Origin of the sequence: Lentzea xerophila (assembly GCF_051094245.1) — a bacterium.
Taxonomy (GTDB): Bacteria; Actinomycetota; Actinomycetes; order Mycobacteriales; family Pseudonocardiaceae; genus Lentzea; species Lentzea xerophila.
Genome location: NZ_CP194934.1, coordinates 5,322,667 through 5,337,890 on the forward strand (window position 1 = coordinate 5,322,667; position 15,224 = coordinate 5,337,890).

A 15,224-nucleotide genomic window follows, 5' to 3' on the forward strand; every position below is an offset into this window, starting at 1 on the left:
CCCGCGGTCCTCTGCGAAAGGAAGCAGGCCGTGCTCCCGCTCCGAGCGCTGCTCGCGCTGTCCGTCATCGTCCTGCTCGGCTGCCTGACCGAGGTACTGCCCGCCGGGCTGCTGCTCGGCATGTCCGCCGAGTTCGGCGTACCACCGTCGACCATCGGGCACCTCGTCAGCGGCTACGCCATCACGACGGCGTTGACCGCCATCCCGCTGACCGCCCTGACCTCCCGGCTCCCCCGCAAGCCCGTGCTGCTCGCGCTCGTGCTCGGGTTCGCGGTGACCAACCTCGTCATCGCGGTATCCCCCTGGTACTCCGTGGTTCTGGCCGCACGCATCGCGTCCGGCGCGATCACCGGCGTGATGTGGGGACTGGTAGCCGTGTACGCGATGCGCCTCGCGCCGCCGGAGCTGTCCGGGCGCGCGCTGGCCGTGGCGATGGCGGGCACACCGCTGGGTTTCGCGGTGGGCGTTCCGGCGGGGACGGCACTCGGCGAGTTGGTGGGCTGGCGGTGGACGTTCGTGCTGATGGGCGCGGTGGCCGTGCCGCTGCTGGCCTGGGTGGCGGTGGCGGTACCGCCGGTGGCCGCCGAACCGGTCCGGGTGAGCCTGCCGACCGCGATGCGGGTGCCCGGCATGCTTCGGATCGTACTGATGGTGCTGATGTTCTCGTTGGCGCACAACACGTTCTACACGTACCTGGGTCCCGACCTCGCGCGAGTCGGGCGGGAGTCATGGCTGAGCACGGCGCTGCTGGTGTTCGGACTCGCGACCGTGGCGGGCATCGTCGCCGTGGGCAAAGCTCTGGACCAGTACCCGCGCGTCGTGCTGGCGGTGTGCCCCGCAGCGGCGGCGCTCGCCATAGCGCTGGTGACGCTCTCGGACGGCGACCCCGCCCACCTGCTGCCCGCGATGGCGTTGTGGGGCTTCGCTTTCGGCGGCGCGCCCACCGCGTTCCAGGCCGTGACGGCGTTGGTCGCCGGGCGTACCACGGACTCCGCGCAGTCGCTGACCATCGCCTCCTGGAACGCGGCCGTGGCGGGCGGCGCGATGCTCGGCGGCCTGGTCCTGGACACCGAGCCGGGCGCGCTCGCCTGGACCGCGGCCGCGGTCATGGTGCCGGCCCTGCTCATCGCGGTCGGGCTGCCTCGCCCCGCCCTGGAGCCGGTTCCGGAGCGGGCCGCGTAGGCGGATGCGGTCCGGCCCGGGAACGGCGACCCGGGCCGGGCCGCGTAGGCCGGGGAGGTCCGCGCCGAAGAGAGCGGCGCGGGCGCGACTACGCCGGGAACCCAACCTCCCAGATCCGCGGGAACCACCGCTCGCGTCGTGGTGCCGAGCGACGGGAACAAGCTCGCGTTGGCGCGGGCGTGCGAGCGGTAGAGCGCTCCCATTTGTTCCCCGAAAGCGCTTCTGTGGCTCATCTCGCAGCCGAACGGCTTCCGCTTGCCGCCCCGGAGGTGTCTCGATAAAGTTGAGTCGCAATTGGACGGCGGCCTCAGCGAACACCTTCCGTTCGTTCGCCTCGCAGCCTTCGATAGCAGCGGAAAGTAGTAGCAGCGCCGACTGTCAGCCCGGACAGTCACCCCAGGCGCGTGGGCGAACCCGTACATCATGGGTTCCCGACTGCTTTCTCCCCTATCGAGTCACTCTCGGGAACCCTCCTGAGAGGAACATGACCGGTGTCTGATCTCGAGCACAACAAGCAGGTCGTCGTCGACTACTACCAGACGGCGTTCAACGGCAATCCGGAGAAGGCGGTAGCCGACCACTTCGGGCCGCACTACGTCCAGCACAACCCCGACGCCGCCGACGGCCCGGAAGCCTTCATCGGTTTCGTCCACTACCTGCGCGGCGAGTACCCGGACCTGCGGCTGGACATCAAGCGCATCATCGCCGAGGGCGACATGGTCGTCACCCACTCCCACCTCGACCTGGAGCCGGGCAACCCGGACAACCCCGGTCAGGCGCTCGCCGACTACTTCCGGCTGGAGAACGGCAAGGTCGTCGAGCACTGGGACGTGATCCAGCCGGTGCCGAAGGAAGCGTCCAACCCCAACGGGATGTTCTGAGCACACGGTTCTGGGCCGATGTCCTGCGCCCGTAGCGCCACATCGGCAAGGCACGCCTCGATGCGAACCGGTTTCGTCGCAGGTTCGCGCAGATCCACAGTGGACAACACAGGCACGTGACCTGCGTCCACCGGAAGTCCTACCGCATCACCCTCCCGACCCCGTGGAAGTCTCGGCGGCGGACACCCGCCGCCGAGACTGGTTCCGGTCCAGGCGCCCGTCGACACCCGCAACGACGTCAGGCCCTCAGATCTCTTACCGAACTCTCGCTTGACATGGTTTGTACTACCAACCATCATCAATGTAGTTGGCAATACAAACCAAGTTCGAGGAGTTCCCATGCACGCCGCTGTCGTCACCAGCTTCGACACTCCGCCCCAGTACGGCGAGTTCCCGGCCCCGGTCGCCGAACGAGAGGGCGAGCTGGTTGTGGACGTTCTCGCGGCCGGTCTGCACCAGCTCACCAAGGCCAAGGCGAACGGCATGCACTACAGCAGCACCGGGACCTTCCCGCTCGTCCCCGGCGCGGACGGCGTCGTGCGGGACCAGGACGGCAACCTCAGGTACGTGGTCATGGACGACACCGACCTGGGCACGTTCGCGGAGCAAACGGTGATCGACCCCCGGCGCAGCGTGATCCTGCCCGACGACATCGACCCGGTGCTCATCGCCGCCGCGATGAACCCGGCGATGTCGTCCTGGGTCGCGCTGCGCCGCCGCATCGCTTTCGAGAAGGGTCAGCGCGTCCTCATCCTCGGCGCGACCGGCAGTGCCGGGCGCGCGGCGGTGCAGATCGCCAAGAAGTTCGGCGCTTCAGAGGTGATCGCCGTCGGGCGTGACGCCACCCGTCTCGCGGCGCTGCGCGACCTGGGTGCGGACGAGACGCTGACGTTCGACCAGGCCGGCCGCGCCGCCGACGTCGACGTCGTCATCGACTACGTGTGGGGAGAGCCGTCCGCTCTCGCGATGACCGCGATGATCACCGCCCGCCGCGACCGCGGCGCCCCGCTCGACTGGATCCAGATCGGCTCCATCGCCGGCCAGACCATGCCCGTCCCCTCCGCGCTGCTGCGCGCGTCGCGGCTGCGGATCTGCGGCAGCGGCATCGGCTCGGTCTCGCCCCGCGACTTCATCGAGGAACTGCCGGAACTCGCGCTCTCGGTGCACACCGGCGAGATCGACGTGCCGGTGCGCCGCGTGCCGCTCGCGCAGGTCGGCGAGACGTGGAGCGCGCAGACGGACGAGCGCATCGTCTACGTCCCCTAGCGCGCACGCCCACCATCGCCAGCACGCCCGTACGGAGAGAAAGCCATGTCTGCCAACAGCCCCAAGCGTTGCCTGATCGTCGGCCTCGGCATCAGCGGGATCGCCACCGCGATCCGCCTGCGCCAGATCGGCTGGGAACCGGTGATCGTGGAACGAGCACCGGGCCGCCGATCGGGCGGCTACTTCGTCGCCCTCTTCGGCGCCGGCCGGGCGGCCGCACGACGGCCCGGCTTCGACCACGCCATCCCCGACCGGTCCGTGCCCGGCGGCAAGAGCTACCTCGTGAACCGCGACGGCGACCGCAAACCCGGCCTCGGGTTCGGCGACCTGCCGGGCGACCGGCGGCTGATGCTGCGCGGTGACGCCGAGACCGCCGCGTTCGAGGCGCTCCCCCACGACGTCGAGGTCCGCTACGAGACGCAACCCGTCGAGATCGAACAGGACGAGTCCGGTGTGGACGTCACCCTCGAACACAAGGGTTCGACCACCACCGAACGGTTCGACCTCGTGGTGGGCGCCGACGGCCTGCGATCCACCGTCCGGCAGCTCGTCTTCGGGCCGCACAAGGACAATCTCCACCGGCTCGGCTACATGATCGCGGCGTTCACCTTGCAGCGCCCGCTCGACGGGGTCTCACCGCGCGACGGCATCAGCCTCTTCGAACCCGGTCGCGCGATGTGGCTCTTCGCCTTCGAGGACCGGCCGCACAGCGTGCTGTTCTCCTACCGCACGGACAACGTCGACGGGGAGTTCATCGGACGCCCCACCGACCGGGTCCGCGCCGCGTTCGGGCCGGAACCCACGGGTCCTCTGCTCGGACAGGCGCTGGACGCACTCGACGAGGCCGGCAACTTCCTGTTCGACACCGTCGAACAGACGCGGATGGACTCCTGGTCACGCGGCCGGGTGGTCCTCGTCGGCGACTCCGCCTGGTGCGTCAGCCTCTACGCCAGCATGGGCGTCTCCGCGGGCCTCGCCGGGGCCGACCTGCTCGGCACGATGCTGGAGCACCACGACGGCGACATCGCCCGCGCGCTGAAGTCCTGGGAGTCACAGCTACGTCCGTACATCACGAGCTACCAGGAGGCAGGCGTCAACGGGCGGCACTTCTTCACACCGGACAACCAGCGGCAGATCGCACTCCGGCCGATCATCGCCCGCACCATCCGGCTTCCGCTGATCGGCGACGCCCTGCGTTACCTGCGGGTCAACAGCAAGGTCACCAAGGAACGTGAGCTCGACATCGCCCGCCACTCCACGGCGGCCGCCTGACCGTGCGGGTCCGCCACAAGCGGCGCACCGAGTGGCCACAAAGGACTGACCGGCGGGCCCCGAAGCCGCCGGCGAGCACTGCTCGCCGGCGGCCCTTGCGGGCAGACGGCAGGTCGATCGCGGGACCCGCAGACGGCTCACAGCGGATACGGCGCGCCTTCGCCCTTGTCGTACTCCCCCGACCTACCGGTGATGGAGTCGAGCAACCGGGTGAGCTGGGCGCGGTCGTCGACACGAAGACAATCCGTGAAGGGCTGCAGGGCCGTGCGAACCTCCGCCTGCACCCGTTCCGCGAGCTCTCTGCCCTTCGGAGTGATGAACACGTCGACCACCCGGCGGTCCTCCGGCGACTTGTCCCGCCCCACGAGTCCACGGCGCTCGGCCCGTTCGACGAGACCGGACATCGTGGACTTGTCCAGCCCCAGGAACGTTGCCAGATCGGTCATGCGAGGCCGGCGGTCGCGCAGGAGACCGAGCAACCGCAGCTGCGTGAGAGACAGGTCGTGCTCCGAACCGATGCGGGTCAGCACGGCCATGATCCGGAAGGACGTTCGCATGAGAGCATCCTCGAGCGCGTCGTCAGAGCTCATGCTCGGATTCTACGTCATATAGTTGGTATTACCAATAAATTTCGCGATTGTGGCGACACGTACTCACGCCCGCACCGAGCAACAAGACGACGGTCTCACCGTAGCGCGCGGCCCGCGAGCACGCCTGTGCGACGCGTCGTCAGATCACGGTCTTCTCCTCGGTCACCATGATCGCGACCGAGTCCATGTCGATGAACTTGCCCTCGTCCGGGTTCACCAGCTCCCGGTAGTTGCCGGAGGCGAAGAATGCGTTGTGGTCCTCCCAGTTCTCGAACCAGATCTCAGTGAGGCCGTCGTGGGAGCGGGCCGGGTAGTTCGCGGCGGGAACAGGGTGGGAGACGGTGTACTTCTTCACATACCGCCGCGCTTCCGGAATCGACGTGAACAGTGGGGCGTGGTGGTTCCGGTGGTACTCGACGAACTCCTCGAAGGACATTCCCTCGCTGCGGTTGATCAGGAACACGAACTTGATCACGACTGGCAACCCTCTTCCTGGAACAGCGGCGTGAGTGCCGAACTTGCGCAATCCGCCCTGCGTGGCGACTTCGGGCTAACGTAAACGCTCACATCGATGTCAGGGGCAAGTCGTGTGTGTCCCAGTGCACAGGAGGCCGAGATGCGAATCGGTGAACTCGCCGCGCGTACCGGAGTCAGCCGCCGGTCGCTGCGCTACTACGAGGAGCAGGGCTTGCTGGTCAGCTCACGATCACCCAGCGGGCAGCGCTACTACGACGTCGACCACGTCCAGCTGGTCCTGCTGATCAAGGAGTTCCTCGCCGCGGGCATGTCGAGCAGAACCATCGCCGCGATGGTTCCCTGCATGGCGAACCCGAGTACACCCAAAGCCCGGCAGGCCCTGGTGCTGATGAAGCGCGAGCGGCTCCGGCTGTCGTCGGACATCGAGGCGCTCACCGCCGCCAGAGGCGCACTCGACAACCTCATTTCCACCAACGAGAAGTACCTGGTGGCTGCCGAGCCGGCGGAGGTGAGCGCCGGTCAGTCGCGCTGACGCCGAGGAGCACCGGTACATGTGATCCAGGCCACCTTGCTTTACCTGTCGCGAACTGGGCGCTTCACCCAGCTGACCGCCAGGACCCGGTCCGACGACTCCTCCGTCGCCCATCCTCGCTGGCGGAGAGGCGTGCCTGTCACCTGGGACGACAGATAATCGTGGTGCCAGGCGGAAACCAGCGGTTGCCGTCCGCCGGAAGGCACAACGAACTGGGGTTTGCCTCGACGCCTTCCCGCCGTTAGTGTCGCCCCAGTCCGTGTCACGGTCTGATCACAGAAGGACACCGAGTCAGAACCCCGAATCCTGACTCACCGGGAAATCCCCCGCCCGGCAGTCACCGATCAGGCTCCCCGAAGGCGGAAGGCAAGCTTTGAGTCACCACCGCTCCCCCGGCGGCCATGAACGCAATGCTGCGCTTGATGAAGCAGTCGACCGCGCCTCGACGCGCACGGTCAGTTCCCACCGGCTTCCCCCGCCACCGTCGGCACTGCGCGGACGCATCGTCGTCGCCGCCGTCGCGATAGGCGCCTTCGCCACCGCGGGCGCGGGTCAGATCGGCCAGGCCGCGCTGGACGACAGTGGTGACGTCACGCTCGCGGACCACGCCGACGGCGCCGCCACCTTCGACGGCATGGGCGGCGACACCGCGTCCGCGCCGCAGATCCTCGCGGTCGCCAGGACCACGTCAGAAGGCTCCGCCGAAGCCGCCAAGCTCGTGCGTAGCCAGCAACTCACCACGCAGCGCGAGACCGTCGAGGCCGAGAAGAAGCGGCCGAAGTTCGTGCGTCCCGCCGCCGGCGAGTTCACCTCCAGCTACGGCGCCCGCTGGGGCACCATGCACCTCGGCATCGACATCGCGGGCCCCATCGGCACCCCGATCCTCTCCGCCGCCGACGGCGTCGTGATCGAGGCCGGCCCCATCTCCGGCTTCGGCCTCTGGGTCCGCGTGGAACACGCCGACGGCACCGTCACCGTCTACGGCCACGTCGACACCTTCAACGTCCGCGTGGGCCAGCAGGTCAAGGCAGGTCAGCAGATCGCCCGCATGGGCAACCGCGGCTTCTCCACCGGTCCGCACCTGCACTTCGAGGTCTGGAACCCGGGCGGCCAGAAGATCAACCCCGTGCAGTGGCTCAACGCGCGCGGCGTGACCGTCTGACGGCTGACGGATCGAACCGGTTGGACAGGCCTGAGACCTGTTCGAACACGTAGGTCAGCTGGGGAAAACCCTGAGCCGATGCTGTGCGGGGCTGGAACACCACCTGGTCGTCAGAGAGAGCCTGTCCGACGCCCTCCAGCGCGAGGATCCGGCGGACGAGAAGTGAGCTGTGCCGCCGCGTACTCAGTGGCGGCACAGCTCAACCCGAGGTGTCGTCCGGGGCAGCCACGACGCCCAGCGGTGACTCAGGGACGACCCGTGCCAGTTCGGCCCACACCGTCTTCAGGTCGCCCTTGCGCAGTACGCCCCACCGGCTGCCGATGTTCTTCACGATCATCACGCCACGGCCGCGCGCGTCTCCCAGCCTCGACCTGCCGACCACGACCTCGCGCTCCGGGCTGCCGTCGTCGACTTCGACCCGGACCACGGAACCGCACAACAGACGGAGGCTTCGCGGCGCCTCCGCGTGGTCGTAGGCGTTGCTGACCAACTCGGTCGCCACCAGCGCGACGTCCTGCACGAACGCGTCGTCCTCACCGGCCAGGCAGTCTGCGATCCAGGCGCGCAGCTTGCCCAGCAGAGGTCCGCTTTCGGGAAGGCCGAACTCGAATCCCGTGTCCACACCCGCCGGTTGACCCACGGACCGCTCCAGGGCTAGTGCCTAATCACGATGAGCGTAAGCCGAGGAGGTTGAGTCAGCAACAACTGCCCGATCGGCGCGCCCCTGCCGAACAGGTCGGCCCGCCAGGAGCCCGTGAGGAAGCGATCAGCTCCACTGTGGACGTAAGCGACGAGCCGCAGCCCCTCCTAGGCCAAGCGATCGCTCGGCCTCGTGCGACGCCACGCCACGACGAGCAACGTGGATCAGGCCGAGCAGCGGGAGGGTGCTGATAGACCAGCTCACCGCAGGCCGCGCGACCGGCTCCTCGCCGATGTCGCCGCCACTGACGCGGTCATGTCCACTGCTGGCGCGGTCCATGCCGCGGTGACCGGCGGCAGTGAGCGTCCCATGTGCGGCATCACCAGTTCGGCGGCGGCTGTGTCCACTTCGGACGGACGGCCGTCGTGCGCGGTGATGCCGAGGTCGATCATGTTCCTCCCCGGTTTCGGGTCGGTGATCGTCAGCGTCACCACGTGGTGCGCGGTGCGCGAGGTGAACGTGCCGGTCCCGACCGGCCATCCAGGCCGGCATCGAGGCCGCCGACCGTCTCGAAAGGACGGTCGAAGACCTGATCACCCTCGCCAGGGACACCACCCCCGGTCGCCGACGTGGACGCGCTGCTGACCGAACTCAAGTCGGCGTGGCGCGGTCCGCTCGCCGCGAAGGGCAGGACCATGCGGGTGGCCTCGCTCGACGCACCACCGCCGCGCCCCTCCGAAGCCGCGCTTCGGCAGACCCTGAACGTGTTGGCGGACAATGCCTTCGTCCACGGCGAGGGCACGGTCCGGGTGGTCGCGCGCGACGCGGGCGACGCACTGGCGATCGACGTCTCGGACGACGGGCCGGGTGTCGCGCCCGGCCTCGACGTCTTCGCTCGGCGCGCCGGCGGTCACGGTGGGCACGGCATCGGCCTCGCACTGGCCCGCACCCTCGCCGAGGCCGACGGCGGCGGGCTGGTGCACGCCTCGGGCTCGACCTTCACCCTGCTGCTGCCCACCTCCTGACCACGCCCGGAGGTTGTCCCCGCGCACCCGGTCCTGCCAGATCGAGAACCACTGGATGCGCAGGGACATGCGCGGCGCCGTCCCGAACCGGCTGAACCACGTCTGTGTAGTCCGCGCACACAACATCCGCGCGGCGCGCCCCGATGGATCGCTTCCATCGCGTGGTTCACCCCGTCGAGTGGTGAAGCAGGTCGGCGTCGTGAGCGCGTCCCAGCGCTTCCCGGCAAGGCCAATCCGAAGCCGCGCACGTCACGAACCCCCTGGTAGTGAGGCTTTGCCCGTCTCCCAAGCAAGGGGTGAGGTGCCATGACGTCCTCTCGTTCGAACCAAGGCATGCAGGTCCACCGGCCGATCCAGGTGGTGGCCGTGGTGGTCGGTGTGGTCTTCCTGCTCGTCGGGATCCTGGGATTCGTCCCCGGTGTCACCGCGAACTACGACCAGCTCACGTTCGCCGGTCACGGGGCCGGAGCACTGCTGCTCGGCATCTTCGCGGTCTCGGTGCTGCACAACCTGGTCCACGCCGCGTTCGGCGTCGCCGGCCTGCTGCTCGCCCGCACAGCGGGCGGTGCGCGGAGCTTCCTCATCGGCGGTGGCGTGATCTACCTCGTGCTGTGGCTGTACGGCCTGGTCATCGACCACGACAGCGCGGCGAACTTCGTACCGGTCAACACCGCGGACAACTGGCTGCACCTCGGCCTCGGGTTGGGCATGGTGCTGCTGGGAGCTCTCCTGGGCCGCCGTGCCTGACCGGAGCGAGGTGGAGGGAAAGTGGTGATGTCCGGCCACATCGTGACGGTCGGCTTCGGTGACGCCGCTCAGGACACGCTCACGGCACTGGCCTGCGCGGCGGGTGCGCTGGTCGTGCTGGATCCCGATCCGCTGGCGGCGATCGCCGCGCCGGCCGGCGGCGCGCAGGTGGTCAGGGCCGACGGCCGCGACCTCTGCGCGCTGCGCCGCGCGTTCGTGCCGTCGGCGGACCAGGTCGTCGTGGCCGTTCCCGACGACCTGGACGCTCTGCTGATCACCTCGGCCGCTCGCACGCTCAGCGACTCCGCCACCGTGATCGCGGTCATCCGCGAACCCGGCAACCGCGACCCCCTCATCCGCACGGGCGCGGACGAGGTCCGGGTGTGGCAGCGCGGAAACCGACCAATCCACCACGCCGGCCCCGACGAATCACTGGCGACCGAGTAGTTACCCGACAAGGAGGTTCCGGTGAAGCGTCACGTTCGTCTGCTCGTCGTGTCCGCCGCGGCAGCACTCGCGTTCACAGGGGTGGCGGCGCCTGCCGCGCTCGCTGACGACCACAGTTCCCACCACGGCGGTGGTTCCGGGATCGGGCTGGGCCTGGGGCTCGACCTCGACCTGGACCTCGGGCTGGGGCTCGGCGGCCAGCACCGCTACGCCCAGCTGACCGGCAAGGCCGAGGTGCCGGGGCCGGGTGACCCGGATGGACGGGGTCACGCGGTCGTCCGGGTCACCGGCGGCAAGGTCTGCGTCAGCCTGTCGGTGCGGAAGATCCAGGCGGCGTCCGCCGCGCACATCCACCGCGGAGCCGCGGGCACGGCCGGACCTGTGGTCGTCAACCTCACGGCACCGTCCGACGGGACGAGCTACGGCTGCACGCGCGTCGAGCGGGACCTCGCCCAGGAGATCGCCCGCAAGTCCGGCCAGTTCTACGTCAACGTGCACAACGCGGAGTACCCGGCCGGCGCGGTGCGCGGTCAGCTGCACCGCTAGCGCGAGGTGATCGCCGGCCGAACCCGGTCAGCTTTCGGTGACCGTGTCGAGCAGGTTCTTCGCGACCTCGCGAAGTTTCATGTTGGTGTTCTGTGAACGTTCCACCAGCATCTTGAACGCCTCGTCGGCGCTGCAGGTGTGCACAGCCATCAACACGCCTTTCGCCTGATCGATCACGGCACGGGAGACGAGCGCCGTTTCCAGTTGCTCGATGTACTCCCGGGACCGCTGTCTCTGCTCGTAGTTGAGGATCATGGCGCAGGCCGCGGTCGTGAACAGGCGCATGAGCCCTTCGTCGAACGGGTCGAAGGCGGACGCGGTGTGGCTGTAGATGTTGAGAGAACCCAGGTGGGTCGCACCTCCCTTGTCCGTGGCGGGTAGCACCAGCGGAACCGACAGGTAGGCAAGGATGCCGTGCGACTCCGCGGCGGCCTCGAACTCCGGCCAGGTGTCGCGGTTCTCACCGACGGCGGCACGCACCGCGTGCAGCGACCGCGCGGCCTCCAGGCACGGACCGCTGTTGGCAGCGTACTGCTTCTCGTCGATCTCGACGAGGCTGTGGTCGGTGGCGGCCGCGGTCCGTGGCCGTTCCGGAGTGACGACGGAGACGGTGACCGCGTCGGCGTCCGGGATCGCCCTGCCAGCGGTCTCCGCGAGTCTCTGCAGTGCGTCGTCAAGCGGCTCACCGGTCGAGAAGACGTCACGAAGCGCGGTTAGGGCCTCGGTCGCCTCGTCGAGCCGTTCCAGGACGTCAGGCCGGTCGTCACTGGCCACCTGCTCGACGGGGTGAATTTCCTCGATCATGCCGCGTCGCCCTCCGTGTGCGCCGTGATGACGGCGCCGACTACTCGACGCGCTCCCGAATGGTACGGCCAGCGGCGGGCGTGGCGGCAGGTGGGAACCGGTCCGACGCGGGCGCTGGATTGCTCAACGACCCGCACCGGATCCGGCCGGACCACCAGAGATGGACCTACCGTGCAGTCACGCGCGCGCACGGCTGCCCTTCTGTACCCAGCCCGGACTCTTCCGAACCTGTCACCGGACCCACCGGTTGCCCGCACCTGTGGGCCGTCCTACTGTGGAAGAGGTCCACGCATCTGGCGCACGCGTAGCCGCAGCTGCTGGTCCGGGTTGAACATGCGGCCCAGGCGAGTCGGCGAGAGCGTCAGCGACACGGAGAACTGACATGCACAGCGGTCAGAATTCAGTGCCTGCCCACCCGAGGACCCCTCACGACGGCGCCGTCCCCGTCCTCGCGATCAGTGGCGAGGTGGACAGTCGGTCGACGCCATGTTCGACGAGCTGGACGCCTGCCTGGCGACACGTCCGGAAGCCATGGTCCTCGACCTCGGCGGGGTGACGTTCCTGGGCTCGGCCGGAGTGAGGCTGGTGTTGCACGCCCATCTCGGGATGGAAGAATCCCACGCCCGGCTAGCCGTGGTGGCCGCCCACAGGACCGTGCTGAAACCGCTGCACATCACCGACGTCGACCGGTTGCTGGACCTGTACCCGAGCGTGTCCGACGCGCTGGCGGCCGTGGGCGCGTCAGCCGGAGATCACTAGGACCGACGCGCTGGCGGCCGTCGGCGCGCCGCCCGAAGATCGTTAGGGCACGCAGCTGATCTCAGCCCAGACGGTCTTCCCCGCCGGTTGCGGCACGACGCCCCAGTCCTTGGCCAGCCGCGCGACGATGATCAACCCACGGCCGCGGCCGGCGTTCAGCCGGGACACGCCCAGCACCGGCGCGTCGAGCGAGGCGTCCTCGACCTCCACCCGGATCGAGCAGGGGTTGCTGGATCGATGCAGCCGGACCTGGCGCGAAGCGCGGCCGTGGTCGAACGCGTTGCTCACCAACTCGTTGACCACCAGCACCACGTCCTCGACGACGTCGGCGTCCAGGTCGCTCAGGCTGTCCCTGGCCCAGTCCCGGACGGCCGCGATCGACGGCGTCGGATCGTCCAGGTCCTGGGTGAGAGGTTTCGGTGTGTCGCCGGGGTCGTCGATCGGAAGCACAGTCCTCACGTCCGGGTGTTCGCTCGACGCTGGCCCGGCGGTTCGAACGCCCGGCCAGCCCGGCCTTCATCATGGCCCGTCCGACCGGAGATCACCATCATCCGGCGCCGTGACACGCACGGCGGCGTGCGGTCGTCAGGGTTTCAGGTGTGCCGCGACGTCCGCGGGGTCCTGTCCGGTCTCGATCATCTTCTCGGCGGCGAGGCGTAGCTTCACGTTGTGCTGCTGCGACACCTCGCGCAGGCGGCTGAAGGCCACGGCGGCGGTCAGCCGGTGACGTTCCATCAGGATGCCGACGGCCTGGCCGATCAGCCGATGACTCTCCATGGCGCAGCGGAGGTTGTGCTCGGTGTGCCGGCGGTCGGCCTTCAGGGTCGCGCGGTCGAGGCCCGCGGCCAGGACCTCGCCGAGCATGGCGGCGACGAGCTGCTCGTCCGCGGTCACCACGCGGGGCGCCGGGAACTCCACCCACACCCGGTGCCCGCTGCCCACGGCGGGAATCAGGATGCCGGCGGCGCTGCCGACAGCAGGCTGGTTCATGCTCTGCGCGTCGAGATGATACCCGGGCAGTGCCGCCGGTTCCTGCCGGCCGTCGACGGTGATGGTGGCCTGACCCTCGACGAGGATCATCGCCCGTCCACCGAAGAGTTCGCCGAAACCGTGCACGGCGGCGCCGTAGAGGTCCTGCAGATCCGTCTCGGAGGCCAGCGCGGCGGCGAGGGTCACGGCCGCCTTGCGCAGCTCGCGCAGGCCGTGTTCGCGGGTGACGTCCCGGATGGTGCCGACCAGCATGCGCTCACCCCCGCCGCCGGCCCCGATCTCCGTGGCGGTCACCGAGAGCCAGATCGTGTGGCCTTCGCGGTGGCGGCAGGCGACGTCGTACTCACCCGTCCGCTCGTCGAGCAGGTCCACCAGTGCGTTGTCGAGCAGCTGGCGCCCTTCCAGGTCCTGCTCTTCCGTCGGCCACCAGGGGTAGGGCGGTGGGTACGGGGCGGTGCGCATTCCCCAGCCGGTGATGCGTTCGAACGCGTCGTTCACCTCGACCACCACACCGGCGGCGTCCGCGACGAACACGCCTTCGCTCAACGAGTGCAGCATGGCGGTGCGCCAGGCGGTGTCCCTGGTGCGGGCGGCCGAGCGGACCAGGTTGGCCCGCAGCCGGGTGCGCAGGTCGGTCGCGGCGAACGGCTTGACCAGGTAGTCGTCCGCGCCGGCGGCGAAACCCTCCGCGGTCGCCTCCTCGCCGGCGCGCGCCGACAGCAGCAGGACCGGGGTGCCGGCGAGCAGCGGGTCGGCGCGCAGCGCGGCCAGCAGGCCGAACCCGTCCAGCCGCGGCATCATCACGTCCGCGAAAAGCATGTCGGGAGGAGCGGCGCGCATCTTCCGCAGCGCGTCCTCGCCGTCGACGGCGAGGTCGACCACGTACTCGTTCCCGGCCAGCTCGGCGAGGTAGCGGCGCAGGTCGGCGTTGTCCTCCGCGATCAGCAACCGCGGCCGCCCGTCGGCGCAGAGCGGACCCGGCGCCGGATCCTCCGCCGACCACGACAGCGTTTCCTCGACGTAGGTGTCCACCGCCTGGGCGTCACGACGCTCCCGGTGCGGTGCGGACGCCGCTCTGCCGTAGGGCAGGCACACGGTGAACGTGGAGCCCGCACCGGGAGACGACTCCGCCGAGATCGATCCGCCGAGCAGGCGAAGGAGCTCCGCGACGAGCGCGAGCCCGATGCCGCTGCCCTCGTGCGAGCGGCCGCCGCTGCCGCGAACCCGGTGGAAGCGTTCGAACAGCTTCGGCATCTCCTCCGCCGGAATGCCCACGCCGGTGTCCCGAATTTTCAGCTCCGCGTACGAACCAGCATCGCGCAGTTCGAGGGCGATCTCTCCGTCGAGGGTGTACTTCACGGCGTTGGACAGCAGCTGGTCGTCCGACCACGTCGCCCCGTTGCCGTCGAGGACACCGCGCAGCATCGGGCCGATCACGTGCCAGATCTCCGGCCAGACCGACCTGCCGGCCCTGCCGAGGGCGTACGGGTGCTTCGACGCGCCGAGGATCGGGCGGTCGGCGTCGTTGTAGATCATCACCAGCTCGGGCCCCCACCACAGCAGGATGGGGAAGCGGGACGTCAGGCAGATCGCGACGGCGGTGCGCAGACTCTCCGGCCAGTCCTCGATCGGCCCCAGTTCGCTGCCCGCCCAGTCGAACTCCGCGACGAGGGACGCCATCTGGCTGTCGACGCGCAACACGGACTCCCGCCACGTGCCGGCATCACCACGCTCCGCCATGCCCAGAGTATGGCGCGGAACTGGGTCCGCTCGTTCGATCCGGCCGGTGGTTGATCATTCAACCCGCGAGCAGATCGGGCAGTAGTGCGGCCCGATCGCCCGGTCCGGGCCTGTCCACCCCGCCTGGTCCGCCTGGATCCAGAGCAGGTGCCACGCGACGCGTC

18 protein-coding genes are annotated in these 15,224 nt (G+C 69.3%); 11 read left to right on the forward strand and 7 right to left on the reverse strand.

The window, feature by feature from the left end; translation table 11 throughout:
- The first annotated feature begins 30 nt into the window (after positions 1-30).
- From ACRSBM_RS25400 to ACRSBM_RS25415, 4 genes are all read left to right on the forward strand, one after another.
- Positions 31-1,182 (forward strand): MFS transporter, encoded by a 1,152-nt coding sequence (locus ACRSBM_RS25400; protein ID WP_434446711.1) that lies wholly within the window; start codon positions 31-33, stop codon positions 1,180-1,182.
- A 491-nt stretch (positions 1,183-1,673) separates the two neighbouring features.
- The gene (locus ACRSBM_RS25405) at positions 1,674-2,063 is read left to right on the forward strand and encodes a nuclear transport factor 2 family protein (protein ID WP_434446713.1); all 390 of its coding nucleotides are present in this window, start codon (positions 1,674-1,676) and stop codon (positions 2,061-2,063) included.
- A 339-nt stretch (positions 2,064-2,402) separates the two neighbouring features.
- On the forward strand, positions 2,403-3,329 hold the full coding sequence (locus ACRSBM_RS25410; RefSeq protein WP_434446715.1) for a quinone oxidoreductase family protein: 927 nt from the start codon (positions 2,403-2,405) through the stop codon (positions 3,327-3,329).
- 45 nt (positions 3,330-3,374) lie between these two features.
- Entirely contained in the window at positions 3,375-4,601 is a 1,227-nt protein-coding gene (locus ACRSBM_RS25415; protein WP_434446717.1) for an FAD-dependent monooxygenase, read from the forward strand.
- A gap of 137 nt (positions 4,602-4,738) precedes the next feature.
- Here ACRSBM_RS25415 and ACRSBM_RS25420 read toward each other — a convergent pair whose 3' ends face one another.
- Together ACRSBM_RS25420 and ACRSBM_RS25425 are read right to left on the reverse strand one after the other, a co-directional pair.
- Positions 4,739-5,191, reverse strand: coding sequence for a MarR family winged helix-turn-helix transcriptional regulator (locus ACRSBM_RS25420; protein WP_434446719.1), 453 nt, complete (start codon positions 5,189-5,191; stop codon positions 4,739-4,741).
- 139 nt (positions 5,192-5,330) lie between these two features.
- Positions 5,331-5,666: an EthD domain-containing protein gene (locus ACRSBM_RS25425; protein WP_434446721.1), complete on the reverse strand. Its 336-nt coding sequence runs from the start codon at positions 5,664-5,666 to the stop codon at positions 5,331-5,333.
- Between the two features lie 141 nt (positions 5,667-5,807).
- Here ACRSBM_RS25425 and ACRSBM_RS25430 point away from each other — a divergent pair, with 141 nt between their 5' ends.
- Positions 5,808-6,200 carry a MerR family transcriptional regulator gene (locus ACRSBM_RS25430; RefSeq protein ID WP_434446723.1) on the forward strand — a complete coding sequence of 131 codons (393 nt, stop codon included), beginning with the start codon at positions 5,808-5,810 and terminating at the stop codon, positions 6,198-6,200.
- A gap of 373 nt (positions 6,201-6,573) precedes the next feature.
- Positions 6,574-7,362 (forward strand): M23 family metallopeptidase, encoded by a 789-nt coding sequence (locus tag ACRSBM_RS25435; RefSeq protein ID WP_434446725.1) that lies wholly within the window; start codon positions 6,574-6,576, stop codon positions 7,360-7,362.
- Between the two features lie 199 nt (positions 7,363-7,561).
- Here ACRSBM_RS25435 and ACRSBM_RS25440 read toward each other — a convergent pair whose 3' ends face one another.
- Positions 7,562-8,002 (reverse strand): ATP-binding protein, encoded by a 441-nt coding sequence (locus tag ACRSBM_RS25440; protein WP_434446728.1) that lies wholly within the window; start codon positions 8,000-8,002, stop codon positions 7,562-7,564.
- Between the two features lie 260 nt (positions 8,003-8,262).
- Positions 8,263-8,496: a hypothetical protein gene (locus tag ACRSBM_RS25445; protein ID WP_434446730.1), complete on the reverse strand. Its 234-nt coding sequence runs from the start codon at positions 8,494-8,496 to the stop codon at positions 8,263-8,265.
- Between the two features lie 135 nt (positions 8,497-8,631).
- Between ACRSBM_RS25445 and ACRSBM_RS25450 the strand changes: the two genes are divergently transcribed.
- From ACRSBM_RS25450 to ACRSBM_RS25465, 4 genes are all read left to right on the forward strand, one after another.
- Entirely contained in the window at positions 8,632-9,027 is a 396-nt protein-coding gene (locus tag ACRSBM_RS25450; RefSeq protein WP_434446732.1) for an ATP-binding protein, read from the forward strand.
- A gap of 306 nt (positions 9,028-9,333) precedes the next feature.
- Positions 9,334-9,774 carry a DUF4383 domain-containing protein gene (locus ACRSBM_RS25455; RefSeq protein WP_434446734.1) on the forward strand — a complete coding sequence of 147 codons (441 nt, stop codon included), beginning with the start codon at positions 9,334-9,336 and terminating at the stop codon, positions 9,772-9,774.
- Positions 9,775-9,801: 27 nt separating this feature from the next.
- Entirely contained in the window at positions 9,802-10,221 is a 420-nt protein-coding gene (locus ACRSBM_RS25460; RefSeq protein ID WP_434446736.1) for an NAD-binding protein, read from the forward strand.
- A 21-nt stretch (positions 10,222-10,242) separates the two neighbouring features.
- Positions 10,243-10,767 (forward strand): CHRD domain-containing protein, encoded by a 525-nt coding sequence (locus ACRSBM_RS25465; protein WP_434446738.1) that lies wholly within the window; start codon positions 10,243-10,245, stop codon positions 10,765-10,767.
- 27 nt (positions 10,768-10,794) lie between these two features.
- Here ACRSBM_RS25465 and ACRSBM_RS25470 read toward each other — a convergent pair whose 3' ends face one another.
- On the reverse strand, positions 10,795-11,571 hold the full coding sequence (locus ACRSBM_RS25470; protein WP_434446740.1) for an ANTAR domain-containing protein: 777 nt from the start codon (positions 11,569-11,571) through the stop codon (positions 10,795-10,797).
- A 486-nt stretch (positions 11,572-12,057) separates the two neighbouring features.
- Here ACRSBM_RS25470 and ACRSBM_RS25475 point away from each other — a divergent pair, with 486 nt between their 5' ends.
- On the forward strand, positions 12,058-12,330 hold the full coding sequence (locus tag ACRSBM_RS25475; RefSeq protein WP_434446743.1) for an STAS domain-containing protein: 273 nt from the start codon (positions 12,058-12,060) through the stop codon (positions 12,328-12,330).
- 42 nt (positions 12,331-12,372) lie between these two features.
- Here the strand turns inward: ACRSBM_RS25475 and ACRSBM_RS25480 are convergent, their stop codons facing one another.
- The gene (locus tag ACRSBM_RS25480; RefSeq protein WP_434446745.1) at positions 12,373-12,789 is read right to left on the reverse strand and encodes an ATP-binding protein; all 417 of its coding nucleotides are present in this window, start codon (positions 12,787-12,789) and stop codon (positions 12,373-12,375) included.
- A 126-nt stretch (positions 12,790-12,915) separates the two neighbouring features.
- Positions 12,916-15,060, reverse strand: a complete 2,145-nt coding sequence (locus tag ACRSBM_RS25485) for an ATP-binding protein (protein ID WP_434446747.1) — start codon at positions 15,058-15,060, stop codon at positions 12,916-12,918.
- Positions 15,061-15,224 lie beyond the last annotated feature (164 nt).